Origin of the sequence: Corallococcus sp. Z5C101001 (assembly GCF_007352635.1) — a bacterium.
Lineage (GTDB): Bacteria > Myxococcota > Myxococcia > Myxococcales > Myxococcaceae > Corallococcus > Corallococcus silvisoli.
The window spans coordinates 367,339-379,425 of record NZ_VKLU01000010.1 but is presented as its reverse complement, the minus strand read 5'-3'; the positions used below and the strand labels follow the sequence as shown (position 1 = coordinate 379,425).

11 protein-coding genes are annotated in these 12,087 nt (G+C 70.6%); 7 read left to right on the top strand and 4 right to left on the bottom strand.

From position 1 onward, the window contains the following. Positions 1 to 407 precede the first annotated feature (407 nt). Entirely contained in the window at positions 408 to 3,785 is a 3,378-nt protein-coding gene (locus FOF48_RS23920) for an ATP-binding protein (RefSeq protein ID WP_143905079.1), read from the top strand. A 429-nt stretch (positions 3,786 to 4,214) separates the two neighbouring features. Here FOF48_RS23920 and FOF48_RS37225 read toward each other — a convergent pair whose 3' ends face one another. Then, the gene (locus FOF48_RS37225) at positions 4,215 to 4,346 is read right to left on the bottom strand and encodes a hypothetical protein (protein WP_255442588.1); all 132 of its coding nucleotides are present in this window, start codon (positions 4,344 to 4,346) and stop codon (positions 4,215 to 4,217) included. Positions 4,347 to 4,617: 271 nt separating this feature from the next. Here FOF48_RS37225 and FOF48_RS23910 point away from each other — a divergent pair, with 271 nt between their 5' ends. From FOF48_RS23910 to FOF48_RS23895, 4 genes are all read left to right on the top strand, one after another. After that, the gene (locus FOF48_RS23910; RefSeq protein WP_255442587.1) at positions 4,618 to 5,298 is read left to right on the top strand and encodes a class I SAM-dependent methyltransferase; all 681 of its coding nucleotides are present in this window, start codon (positions 4,618 to 4,620) and stop codon (positions 5,296 to 5,298) included. 14 nt (positions 5,299 to 5,312) lie between these two features. Continuing rightward, complete coding sequence (locus FOF48_RS23905) at positions 5,313 to 5,771, top strand: YdeI/OmpD-associated family protein (protein WP_143905077.1); 459 nt, start codon at positions 5,313 to 5,315, stop codon at positions 5,769 to 5,771. 62 nt (positions 5,772 to 5,833) lie between these two features. Beyond that, on the top strand, positions 5,834 to 6,295 hold the full coding sequence (locus tag FOF48_RS23900) for a hypothetical protein (protein ID WP_143905076.1): 462 nt from the start codon (positions 5,834 to 5,836) through the stop codon (positions 6,293 to 6,295). Positions 6,296 to 6,323: 28 nt separating this feature from the next. Continuing rightward, a complete protein-coding gene (locus FOF48_RS23895) occupies positions 6,324 to 6,842 on the top strand; it encodes a hypothetical protein (RefSeq protein ID WP_143905075.1) in 519 nt (172 codons plus the stop codon). 1 nt (position 6,843) lies between these two features. Here FOF48_RS23895 and FOF48_RS23890 read toward each other — a convergent pair whose 3' ends face one another. Together FOF48_RS23890 and FOF48_RS23885 are read right to left on the bottom strand one after the other, a co-directional pair. After that, a complete protein-coding gene (locus FOF48_RS23890; RefSeq protein ID WP_143905074.1) occupies positions 6,844 to 7,797 on the bottom strand; it encodes a bifunctional 2-polyprenyl-6-hydroxyphenol methylase/3-demethylubiquinol 3-O-methyltransferase UbiG in 954 nt (317 codons plus the stop codon). A gap of 34 nt (positions 7,798 to 7,831) precedes the next feature. Next, on the bottom strand, positions 7,832 to 8,845 hold the full coding sequence (locus FOF48_RS23885) for an NAD(P)-dependent alcohol dehydrogenase (RefSeq protein WP_143905073.1): 1,014 nt from the start codon (positions 8,843 to 8,845) through the stop codon (positions 7,832 to 7,834). Positions 8,846 to 8,970: 125 nt separating this feature from the next. Between FOF48_RS23885 and FOF48_RS23880 the strand changes: the two genes are divergently transcribed. Continuing rightward, positions 8,971 to 9,882 (top strand): LysR family transcriptional regulator, encoded by a 912-nt coding sequence (locus FOF48_RS23880; RefSeq protein WP_143905072.1) that lies wholly within the window; start codon positions 8,971 to 8,973, stop codon positions 9,880 to 9,882. 12 nt (positions 9,883 to 9,894) lie between these two features. Here the strand turns inward: FOF48_RS23880 and FOF48_RS23875 are convergent, their stop codons facing one another. Further along, positions 9,895 to 11,115 (bottom strand): MFS transporter, encoded by a 1,221-nt coding sequence (locus FOF48_RS23875; protein WP_143905071.1) that lies wholly within the window; start codon positions 11,113 to 11,115, stop codon positions 9,895 to 9,897. A 77-nt stretch (positions 11,116 to 11,192) separates the two neighbouring features. On the opposite strand from FOF48_RS23875, the gene FOF48_RS23870 reads away from it, so the two are divergent. Next, positions 11,193 to 12,086, top strand: coding sequence for a LysR substrate-binding domain-containing protein (locus FOF48_RS23870; protein WP_161665930.1), 894 nt, complete (start codon positions 11,193 to 11,195; stop codon positions 12,084 to 12,086). The last annotated feature ends 1 nt before the right edge of the window (position 12,087 follow it).

Below are 12,087 nucleotides of genomic sequence, written 5' to 3'. Positions count from 1 at the left end.
ACGAAGCATCACGACACGACACCGGGCCTGGATTTGGCCAGCCCCTCCAATGCCTTCGTGTCCTGGAGCCTGCGCCCTACGTTTTGGCACCTCATCGCTGATCCAGCGCACCAGCACCGCCGGTGGCATTGGCCGTGGCCTGTCCATCGACAACCCGCAGGTCAACAATCCATGATGCGCACAGGCCACTGACGCTCCAGCATCCCCGCCATTTCGTGGCCCCCGGGCCGCCCCCCTTCCTCGGCGGCGGCCCTTCTTCTTCGCCCGGGCGGGCGACCTGCCGTTCATCGATGCACGTTTCAGAACCGCCCCCCGCCAAGGCACTGGTCATCCCAGGCAGGAGCCACGAAGTTCCATCGCCTGGGCTGGCCTTCCACCAGGGAAGGCGCATCCGAGCGTGGAGACGCATGAGCGCGGTGGACGACGTCCTTCGGGGCGGAGGCGCCTGTGGCGCCCTGATGCGACAGGTGGACTGGGCGAACACGGCCCTGGGGCCGGTGGAGACGTGGCCCCAGTCACTGCGAACCACCATCGGCATCCTGCTCGCGTCGGACTACCCCCTCTACCTCGCGTGGGGCCCGAAGTACGTCCAGCTCTACAACGACGCGTACCGCCCCATCTGCGGCCGCACCAAGCACCCCTCGGCCCTGGGACAGGAGGCCGCCGTCACCTGGCCGGAGGTCTGGCACATGCTGGGCCCAGACTGGGAGCGCATCCGCCAGACGGGCGAGGCCATCTTCGTCGAGAACTTGATGATGCCGCTCGACCGGAACGGCTTCGTCGAGGAGTGCTACTTCACCTACAGCCACTCGCCCGTGCGCGACGAGTCCGGCGGCGTGGGCGGCATCTTCGCCGCGCTCACGGAGACCACCGATCAAGTGGTGGGCACCCGGCGGCTCGACACCCTGCGCGAGCTGGGCGCGACCACCACGGAGCAGGCGACCACGGACGAAGCCTGCCGCGAAGCGCTTCGAGTCATCGCCACCAACCCGCACGACGTGCCCTTCGCCCTGCTCTATCGGGTGGACGACTCCACCGGCGCGGTCCACCTCGCGGGAACCAGCGGACTCGCCCGGGGCGGCGCGCTGGCCCCGGAGACCCTCGCCCTCCCGGAAGACCTCCCGGCGACGGACCTCCCATGGCCTCTCGGCCCCGTCCCCCGCACCGGCGCCGCCTTCCTCTGGGAGAAGCTGCCCGGGGAGTCGAGCACCGTGGCCGCGGGGCCGTGGCCAGAGGGGACGGCCTCCGCGTGGGTGCAAGCCCTGCCTCGCGCCGGCCATGCGCGGCCCGCGGGCTTCCTGGTGACGGGCCTGAGCCCCCGGCTGGCGCTCGACGCGAAGTACCGCGGCTTCCTGGAGCTGCTGGCCCGAGGCGTGACGACGGCGATCTCCGGCGCCCAGGCGCGCGAGGAGGAGCGCCGCCGCGCGGAAGCCCTGGCCGCGCTGGACCGCGCGAAGACGGACTTCTTCAGCAATGTGAGCCACGAGTTCCGCACGCCCCTGGCGCTGATGCTGGGGCCCGTGGAGGACGGCCTCCAGGACGCACTGGAGCCGCTGGGGCCCCGTCAGCTCGAACGGCAGCGGACGGTGCACCGCAACGGCCTGCGGCTGCTCAAGCTCGTCAACACACTGCTGGACTTCTCCCGCATCGAAGCGGGCCGCATCCACACGAGCGAGGTGCCCACGGACCTCGCCACGCTCACCGGAGGGCTGGCCAGCGGCTTCCGTTCCACGGTGGAGCGCGCGGGCCTGTCGCTCGTCGTGGACTGTCCCCCGCTGCCACACGCCGTGAGCGTGGACCCGGAGCAGTGGGAGAAGATCGTCCTCAACCTCATCTCCAACGCGTTCAAGTTCACCCACCACGGCGGCATCCACGTGAGCCTGCGGTGGGAGGGCTCCCAGGTGGCGCTGCGCGTGGCGGACACCGGCACAGGCATCCCTCCCGAGGAGCTGCCGCGCATCTTCGACCGCTTCCACCGGGTAGAGGGCGCGCACGGGCGCAGCTACGAGGGCAGCGGCATCGGACTCGCCCTGGTGCGGGAGCTGGTGCGGCAGCACGGAGGCGACGTCCACGTGGAGAGCGTCTCCGGCCAGGGCAGCACCTTCACCGTCACGCTCCCCACCCACGAAGCGTCAGCTCCCCATCCTTCCCTGGGAACCGGGAAGGCGCCCGGGCCGACGCGGGCCTCGCCGAGAACGACCGCGGCGGCGTTCCTGGAGGAAGCCTCCGGATGGCTGGGACCGGAGACCCGCCCCGAACCGGACACGTCCGTCCCCTCGCCCACCACGAGGAGGACGGGCGGCCACATCCTGTTCGTGGATGACAACGCGGACATGCGCGCGTACGTGGGCAGGCTGCTGGCGGAGCGCTTCGAGGTGACGGTCGCGGACAACGGACTGGAGGCGCTGGAGGCGTGCCAGGTCCGCGTGCCGGACCTCATCCTGAGCGACGTGATGATGCCGGGGCTGGATGGCTTCGGGTTCATTCGCCAGCTGCGCGAAACCCCGAGGACCCAACACGTGCCCGTCATCCTCCTGTCGGCGCGCGCCGGGGAGGAAGCCACGGTGGAGGGGCTGCGCATGGGCGCCACCGACTACCTGGTCAAGCCGTTCTCCGCGCGCGAGCTGCTGGCGCGCGTGGAGGGCAACCTCGCCGCGGCGCGGGCCCGGCAGGAGCAACGCCGGGCGGAGCAGGAGCGCGAGAAGCTGACCGCCGTGGTGGAGCAGTCCTCGGACTTCATGGGCATCGCCAACCCGGACGGACACGCGGTGTACGTCAACGAGGCGGGCCAGCGGATGGTGGGACTGGACGGGCTGGAAGCCGTGCGGAAGACGCAGGTGCTCGACTACTTCCAGGAGGAAGACCGGCCCTTCGTGCGCGACGTCATCATGCCGCGCCTGCGCGAGGAGGGACGCTGGGAGGGAGAGTTCCGCTTCCGGAACTTCCGCACCGGCGCCACCGTGCCCGTGCACTACAACCTCTTCACGCTGCGCGACGCCAGGACGGGGGAGGACATCGGCGTCGCCACGGCGAGCCGCGACATCACCGAGCTTCACCGCCGCGAGGCGGAGGCACGGGAGCGCGCGGAGTTCGAAAAGCAGCTCATCGGCATCGTCAGCCACGACCTCCGCAACCCGCTCAACGCCATCCTCCTGTCCGCGCACGCCCTGCTCCAGCGCGACGACCTGGGCGAGCGCGCGACGAAGAACGCGGGCCGCATCATCAGCAGCGCCGAGCGCGCGAACCGCCTCATCCGCGACCTGCTGGACGTGACGCAATCACGGCTGGGCGGAGGGCTCCCCGTGCACCGCAGGCCCATGGACTTCCACGAGGCCGCCCGCCAGTCGCTGGAGGAGGTCCAGCTGGCGTTCCCGGAGCGACAGGTGGTGCTGGAGCAGCAGGGCGACGGCCGAGGCGAATGGGACGAAGAGCGCCTGGGACAGGTGGTGCAGAACCTGGTCACCAACGCCCTCCGCTATGGCGATCCCAACGCCCCGGTCCGCGTGGCCACGCGAGAGGACGGCGCGGACCTGATGCTGGAGGTCCACAACCGGGGCCGCCCCATCCCACCGGACATGCTGCCCAGCCTCTTCCAGGCCATGCGGCGCGGCCCCCACGAACAGGGACGGGCTTCCCGAGGCGTCGGGCTGGGGCTCTACATCGTGCAGCAGGTGGCGCGCGCGCACGGAGGCCACGTGAGCGCGACGTCCAGCGCGGAGGACGGCACGACCTTCACGGTCCGCCTGCCCAGGGTCGCGCCCCCGGCCTACGACACCGCGCCATGAGCCCGCACCCGGGCTTCACTCATCGCTGCGCAGCGCGATGGCCAGCGACACGCGCAGCGCGCGGCGGGCGGGAAGCCAGCAGGGCCACCATGCCCAGCAACAGCGGCACACCGCTGAACGTCATGGCGTCGAACGTGCTCACGCCGGACAGGCCGCGCGAGGCCCACCGCCCCCACCGCGACGCCCATCGCCCGGCGGCAGGAGGCCCGGGGTCGTGAGCCCCGCGCGCACGCGCTGTGCCGGTCCCCCACCGGTCAGCGTGAAGTCCATCGCCGTGACACCTTCGATACCTTGGAAGGCACTGGAGTGCTCGCGCCACGCGCGGAGGTACGACACGGACACCCCGCCACGCTCGCGCTGAGGCGTGGACTGGTACAGGTGAACCAGCTCCTCCGGTTCAGGGTACGGAAGGGGCCGGAGCAGCACCTGCTACATCAGGCTGAAGACCGCCGTGGTGGCACCGATGGCGAGCGCGAGCGTGGCCGCGACCACCGTCGTGAACGCGGGCTCGCGGCGCATCCGGCGCAACGACAGACGGACGTCTTGGAGGAGTTGGGACATGGCGTCAATTCCTGTCGGGCTGCAACTCTAGCGCCACCGGCCCTCCGCCCGGACAGGGCGCGGTCTCCCCCGCCATCAGTGTCCGCTCATGGCACGGCGCGTCCCGGGAGCGGACAGCCGCCCGGCTTTTTTCGGGAGTAAAGGCGGCGGCCGGACGTATATGGCGCCCATGCGCTACGCACTGATGACGGCTTCGTTCCTGTGGCTTACGGGATGTTCCCACTCGACGTCGGCGACCCCGACGTCGCCCTCTCAATCCCAGACGGCGCCCGTGTCGGCGCAGGCACTGGTGGACGCACCGGACCGCACGGAGGCGGACCGCAAGCTGGACGCGGGCCGTCACCCCGCGGCCCTCATTGAATTCGTGGGCGCGAAGCCCGGCATGCGCGTGGCGGAGCTGATGGCGGGCGGTGGCTACACCACGGAGCTGCTGGCGCGCGCGGTGGGGCCCACGGGCAAGGTGTACGGCGAGAACCCGAAGGTGGTGCTGGAGCGGTTCGCGGGGAAGCCGTGGCAGGAGCGGCTGGCGCGGCCGGTGAACCAGAACATGGTGCGCCTGGATCAGGAGCTGGACGCGCAGTTCCCTCCCGAAGCGAGCAACCTGGACGTGGTGGTGAGCAACATCATCTACCACGACACCCCGTGGCTCGGCGTGGACCGGGCGAAGATGAACGCGGCGGTGTTCCAGGCGCTCAAGCCCGGCGGTGTCTACGTCGTCCTCGACTCGAGCGCGAAGCCGGGCTCGGGCATCACGGACGGCTCGACGCTGCACCGCATCGATGAGCAGGTGGTCCGCGACGAGGTGCTGGCCGCGGGTTTCCAGCTCCAGGAGGAGAGCAACGCCTGGCGCAACCCGGAGGACACGCGCGACTGGAACTCCAGTCCGAGCGCGGCGGGCGAGCGCCGCGGCACCAGCGACCGGTTCGCGCTGAAGTTCGTCAAGCCCCAGTAAGGAGCGACCCGCACGTGGCGACCCAGACGTTCAAGGCGAAGCTCGAAGTGGCCAACGACATGGGCGGCCGCTTCGTCCAATGCCCCTTCGACGGGCGCGAGACCTACGGCGAGGCACGGCCCGCAGTGGTCGGCACGGTCAACGGGCATCCCTTCCGGAGCCGGTTGATGGTGTACGGCGGCAAGACCTACCTGGGCTTCACCAAGCAGGTGCGCGAAGCCGCGGACATCCAGGACGGCATGATGTTGAAGATCGTGCTGGAGCGGGACACGGCGCCTCGTAAGGTCGAGGTCCCGGACGACCTCCAGCGCGCGCTCGACGCGGAGCCCGCGCTGCGGGACGTGTTCACGAAGCTCTCCTTCACGAACCGGAAGGAGATCGCGCAGGCGCTCACGGAGGCGAAGCGCGAGGAGACCCGCGCGCGTCGCCTGACCCAGACCCTGGAGAAGCTGCGCGCCCGCGCGATGGAGTAGAGTCGGGCGCTCGCATGGCGCCCTCCCAGCCCGCTCCTCGTGTCCGAAGTACGCCGTCACACATGCGGACGCGGCTCGCCGCCTCGGCGGCCGCGTCCGTGCTGTTCCTCCTGGCCTGCGCGACGCCCGCGATGACGGTGCTCACCTCCAGCGGCCAGAGAGAAGAGGAGATGTGGGGGGCGGTCCTGCTGCTCATGGGCTGGCTCGGTGCGTTCACGTTCCAGTTGGGCTGGTACGCCAATCCCCTGCTCGTCCTCACCCTGATCCTGCTGCTGATGGGCAAGGACCGGGGAGCGATCTGGACCGGCGTCGCCGCGAGCCTCCTGGGACTGTCCTCGCTGAGCTGGTACTTCAATCCCGTGCCCGCCAACGAGGGCGGGGGCCAGGACCTCAACCTGCTCTACCCGTCGATCGGCTTCTACCTTTGGATGTTCAGCCTCTTGCTGGGCCCCATCACCGCGTACGAGCTGTCACAGCGGGATGCCGCCACCCGAGCCGCTGTCGCTCCACCCACCGCCGCGTGACCGCCTCGGTTTGGAGGATCCGGCAGACATGGCCACCACATGGCTTCGGCGCGAGGAGAAGTCGACACGCTGGCGATTGATGCCGTTCCTGGCGCCGCTCTTGTTGTTGGGGGCGGTGCTGTTGTTCGCCCCGTTCCCCCAAGCCCTGCGTGGATATCAGGGCAGCCCGTTCGTCTCCGTCGCGGGAGTGGCCCTCTTGCTCTCCGGGGTCGCCATCCGATCGCGCTCGCTCCAGGCGGCCCGGCTCCTGTCCGCGCTCTCGCTCATCCTCGCCGTTCCGGTGTTCCTCTTCTTCCATTCGGAGACGGCCCAACTCCGCGGGCTGTACCGCCTGCACGCCGTGGCGACCGAGGCCTGCCAGTCCGCGCGCGAGGATCCCTCGCTTTCATCCGAGGCCGTCTTCGAGAAGGCAGCGCGGCTCGCGGGGCTGGACCCAAAGGGGTCCTCGCACCTTGTCCTCAAGTGCGAGGACCCATGGTCTCGGACCTACACCACCGACGGCTTCGACCCGCGATGGGGGCTCTCCGCGGACGGTGTGCTGCACTGACTCATGAGGCCGCGTCGTCGTCCGGTCCCCGCACCGCCGTGAGCAGCAGGTCGTACTTGCCTCCCAGGTACGTGCGGAAGCCGTGCTGGTGCAGATAGCGGCGGTAGAACGACAGGTCCTTCACCAGCAGCGACAGGTCCGGCTCGCGCAGGTTGCGCACGCGCGCGCCGTACACGACCTCACCGTCGCGGAAGCGTGAGTTGGGGAAACCCAGCACCAGCGAGGCCCGGGGCTCCAGGTGCTCCTGCACCAGCCTGCGCAAGAGCGCGTGATCATCCACTCCCGGGCTCTGCAGCGTGCCCACCGACACCACCGCGTCGAAGCGCCCCAGGTCCGCGGGCAGCGCGTTCAGGTCCGCCTGCACGAAGGCATGACGTGCGTCCGGGAACGCCGCCCGTGCCTCCGCGAGCGCGCTCGCGCTGTGGTCCACGCCCACGAAGCGGACGCCTTCCACCGCCTCGAAAGCGGCCAGCTCATCTCCTCGGTTGACGCCCAGGTCCAGCACCCGCGCGCCCGGTGGCAGGGCCAGCCGCCCCACCGCGTCCAGCCACGGCAGCAGGAAGCCCGCGTCCTCGAACTTCCGCACCCGGGCGAAGTCGGACGCGGAGCCATAACGCTCCCGCGGTGACTCCGTACGCTCCCCTCCTCCTGCGTGCCACGGGGCCTCCGCGCCCAACGGCTCGAACGTGAGCCTCACATGCGTGGCGTCCACGCCTCGTGGCGTGCGCAGACGGCACGACAGTCCCTCCGCCAGATCGCACCAACTCCGCAGCGGCCGGTGCACGAGCCCTCCCTCCACGCGCTCTCCTGGATAGCGCCCGGGGCCCAGGTCCGGATCCGGCACTTCGATGGACGCGGGACCCGACACCAACGCCGCCTCCAGGTGGCGCAGCACGACGACCAGGGGCTCGGAGTGGAAGCGACGGGGGCTTTCAGCAGGGGGGCGCGACGACATGCCCCCCACCCTATCCAGAAGTCCGGCGCGTGGCTCAGGGGGACTCCACCACGATCTTCCCGAACGCCCCCCGGCCCAGGTGCTCCAGGGCGGCGGGCAGCGCCTCCAACAGATAGCGCGCGTCGATGACCGGCTTGAGCCCCATGGAGTCCACCGCGCGGACCAGCGCCTCCAGCGCCCGCCGGTGCCCCACGTTGATCCCCCGGATGGTCGGCTCCTTCAGCAGGAGCGGTCCGGAGGGGCCCGTCACCGAGAAGCCTTCGAACACGCCAATCACGGAGATGGTGCCATGCAGCGCCACCGCTTCGATGGAGCGCCCCAGGTTCGCGCCACCCGCCAGCTCCAGGATGTGGTCCACGCCCCGATCCGCGGTGAGGCGGTACACAGCCTCCACCCAGTCCTCACGCGTCCGGTGGATGACGTGCGTCGCGCCCAGCGCCTTCGCGCGCGCCAGCTTCTCGTCGCTCCCCGACGTCACGATGACCTCCGCCCCCTGCGCGCGCGCCAACTGCAAGCCGAACAACGCGACGCCGCCCGTGCCCTGCACCAGCACCGTCTGCCCCGGACGAACCGGGCCGTATTCGACGAGCGCGGTCCACGCCGTCAGCCCCGCGCACGGCAAGGTGCTGGCCTCGCCCGCGTCCAGCGTGGCCGGAGCCTTCACGAACCAGTCCTCCGGAAACGCGACGTACTCCGCGAGGACCCCCGGATATGCACCGCCCAGCGTCTTGTACGGAGGCACGCGCGCCGTCCCCAGGGCCGGTCCATCCAGGCGCCCCGGCGAGAACGTGGAGATCACCCGCGTCCCCACCTCGAAGCGCGTCGCCCCAGAGCCCACGGCCGTCACCACGCCCGCCAGGTCCGAGGCCGGCGTGAAGGGGAAGGTCAGCGGCAGGCCCATTCCGGATTCGATGACGCGCAGGTCGCGGTAGTTCAGCGACACCGCCGCCACCTTCACCAACACCTCACCCGGTCCCGGTTCCGGAATCTCCACCGTCCGCGGCCGCAACCGGTCGCGCCCCAGCGCATCCAGCTCCCAACGCCTCATCGTCGCAGTCCCCACGCGCCACTCCCTTGCAGCAGGTTCGCGAAGGAAGATATTGGCGACGTGCCTTCGCCGGTGGCGACAAGAACTCCCCTCACTGTCGCCGCCAGGGCGACAATGGACGAACCGTGAGCGATCCCCTTCAGGGTGTGTCCGTCTTCGTGGAGGCGGTGGAGGCCGGAGGCTTCTCCGCCGCCGCCGTGAAGCTCCACCTGTCGCGCTCCGCCGTGGGCAAGACGGTGGCCCGGCTGGAAGAGCGGCTGGGCGTGCGCCTCTTCCACCGCACCACGCGCGCGCAGAGCCTGACCCAGGATGGACAGGTCTTCTACGAGCGGTGCCTGCGCGCGATGAACGAGCTGCGCGCGGGCCAGGCCCTGCTGGAGTCCGGCAAGCAGGAGGTCTCCGGGAGGCTGCGGGTCAGCGCGCCCGTCCTCTTCGGCCGTCGCTGCGTGGCGCCCATCCTGCGCGACCTCGCCCGCGCGCACCCGAAGCTCGAGCTGGACCTGTCGTTCAATGACCGCCTCGTGGACCTGCTGGAGGACGGCTTCGACCTCGCGATCCGCAATGGCGGGACGCGCGGAATCGTCGCGGGCGACGGCCTCACCAGCCGCCGCGTCAGCTTCCAGCGCATGAGCGTGTGCGCATCCCCCAGCTACCTGCGCAAGCACGGCACGCCCCGCACGCTGGAGGCGCTGGCCCGCCACGAAGCCCTCGCCTACGTCCGCGCCGGGAAGACGCGCACCTGGCTGTTTCCCCAAGAAGATGGCTCGAACGTGGAGGTCGTCCCGCGGGCACGCCTGCGCTTCGACGACCTGGAGGCCATCGCCGACGCGGCCGTCGCGGGCATGGGGTTGGCGTGGCTGCCCTGCTGGCTCATCCGCGATGACGTGCGCGACAAGAAGCTGGTGCGCGTCCTGACCGGCCACCCCGGCCTCTGCTTCGACGTCCATGCGCTCTGGCCCACGACGCCCCACCTCCCCGTGCGCGTGCGGGTCGCCATCGACGCGCTCGCGGAGGGCCTGCCAGCGTTCGTCAAGTGAGCGTCGCCGCGCTCACACGGGCGCGGGAACGCGGCGTGCCTGGAGCTGCTCCCAGGCGAAGGCGAGGAGCAGGAACCCGCCGCCCACGCCACACACGCCCCACCAGCCGGCGTGGTCCCACGCGATGGCGGAGAGCGCCGAACCGCAGGCACCGCCCGCGAAATAGAAGATCTTGTAGAGCGTGTTGAGGCGCGTCTGCGCGGACGGATGCAGCCGGTACAGCTCCGTCTGGTTGGAGACCGTGGCGGCCTGGGCCCCCAGGTCCAGCAGCACCACGCCAGAGATCAGCCCGGCCCACAGCGTCCCGAACGCGGCGAAGACCCCGAAGGCCGCGAGCATCGTGAGGATGCACGCCCGGACGATCCTTCGCGCACCGACGCGCTGCGCATGACGCCCCGCCACGTTCGCGGCGAGCGCCCCCACCGTCCCGATGAGGCCGAACATCCCAGCCGTGCCGGGCCCCTGGTGGTACGCGTCACTGCTCAAGAAGAACGCCAGCGACGCCCAGAAGGCGGAGAGCGCGGCGTACATCAGGGCCCCCGTGAGCGCGATGGCCCGGAGCCCGGGAAGATCCCTCAGCAGCTCCCACAGCGAGCGCAACAGGCGCGGATAGGTCAGCCGCGTGGAGGACTCGTAGCGGGGCAGCGACAGCCGGAGCGTCATCCCCAGCCCCAGCATCGTCGCGCCGGCCGCGAAGTACATCCCACGCCAGCCCAGGTGCGTCGCGACGAAGCCGCTGAGCGTGCGGGAGAGCAGCACGCCCACCAGCGCGGCGCTGAGCACGAGGCCCAGGTTCCGGCCCCGCTCCTCCGCCGAGCTGAGCGCCGCGACGAAGGGGATGAGGATCTGCACCAGCACGGAGGACAGGCCGATGGCGACACAGGCGACCAGGAACAGCGGAAACGTCGGCGCCAGCCCCGCCGCGAAGAGCGCCACGGCCGCGAACCCGAGCATCGTCACCAGCAGGCGGCGCTTCTCCAGCGCGTCGCCCAGCGGCGTCAGGAACAACAGCCCCGTCACGTAGCCCAGCTGCGACACCATGGGCACGGAGCCCACCGCGGAGGCGGACCGGTCGAAGGTGCGCGCGATGACGCCCAGCAACGGCTGGCTGTAATAGATGTTGCCCACCGCGAGGACGGTCGCCGTGGTCATCGTCCACAGCAACCGGCGGTCCATCTGCTCGGCCTGGACGTGAGGCACGGCGGCGATGACGGCGCTGGACGGGCTCTCCATGCACCATGCCTAGCGCGCCCCCACCCATACTTCCAATATATCCTGGGTCTGGAACCCAGACCTGGAGGGTATGGACCATGGAGCTTCGCCACCTGCGGTACTTCGTCGCGGTCGCGGAGGAGCTCGGCTTCACCCGCGCCGCGCGGCGGCTGCACATCGCCCAGCCGCCGCTCAGTCAACAGATCCGCAAGTTCGAGGCCGAGCTGGGCGGCGCGCTCTTCGAGCGGATGGGCCGCACGGTGGTCCTCACGAAGCTCGGGCGCGACCTGCTGCCAGAGGCGCGCCAGCTGCTGGAGAGCGCCATGCGGTTCCAGGAGCGCGCGGCGCGGCAGGCTCGGGGGGAACAGGGCGCGCTGATGCTCGCGCTCATCTCCTCGTTCGCGACGCCCCGCTTCACCGCGATGCTCCGCGCCTTCCAGAAGAAGGCGCCGGACGTCCACATCGAGCTCAGCAACCACCCTTCCGCGTGGCAGCTGGAGGCGCTGGAGCGGGGAACCCTGGACGTCGGCATCCTGCGTCCTCGCGAGCGGATGCCTCCGAACGTGGTGTTCCAGCTCCTCCGGCGGGAACGGCTCCGGCTGGCGGTGCCCTCGCGGCATCCGTTCGCGAAGCGGAAGTCGGTCCCCTGGACGGAGCTGCGGGGCGAACCGCTCATCCTCGTGGAGGCGGGCGTGGCCCCTCCGGACTACTACGCGGCGTTCTTCGAGCGCCTTCGCGACGCGGGAGTCGAGCCCTCCGTGCGGCAATCCGTGCAGAACGTCGCGACGAAGATCTGGTTCGTCTCCGCGGGCCTGGGCATCGCGCCCCTGCCGCACACGCCCGACACCGAACACCACTCCGGCGTGGTGTTCATCGACCTGCCAGCCGATGCGCCGGTGACGGACACCGTCATCGCGTGGAGGAAGTCGGGCGGCACGCCCGCCCTGCTCCGGTTCGTCGAGTTCGCGCGCGAATCGTTCGCCGCGCGCTGAG

Coding starts and splice junctions, on each gene's coding strand:
- FOF48_RS23920 (WP_143905079.1), top strand. CDS start 408: ATGAGCGCGGTGGACGACGTCCTTCGGGGCGGAGGCGCCTGTGGCGCC.
- FOF48_RS37225 (WP_255442588.1), bottom strand. CDS start 4,346: ATGTCCCAACTCCTCCAAGACGTCCGTCTGTCGTTGCGCCGGATGCGC.
- FOF48_RS23900 (WP_143905076.1), top strand. CDS start 5,834: ATGCGGACGCGGCTCGCCGCCTCGGCGGCCGCGTCCGTGCTGTTCCTC.
- FOF48_RS23895 (WP_143905075.1), top strand. CDS start 6,324: ATGGCCACCACATGGCTTCGGCGCGAGGAGAAGTCGACACGCTGGCGA.
- FOF48_RS23890 (WP_143905074.1), bottom strand. CDS start 7,797: ATGTCGTCGCGCCCCCCTGCTGAAAGCCCCCGTCGCTTCCACTCCGAG.
- FOF48_RS23885 (WP_143905073.1), bottom strand. CDS start 8,845: ATGAGGCGTTGGGAGCTGGATGCGCTGGGGCGCGACCGGTTGCGGCCG.
- FOF48_RS23875 (WP_143905071.1), bottom strand. CDS start 11,115: ATGGAGAGCCCGTCCAGCGCCGTCATCGCCGCCGTGCCTCACGTCCAG.
- FOF48_RS23870 (WP_161665930.1), top strand. CDS start 11,193: ATGGAGCTTCGCCACCTGCGGTACTTCGTCGCGGTCGCGGAGGAGCTC.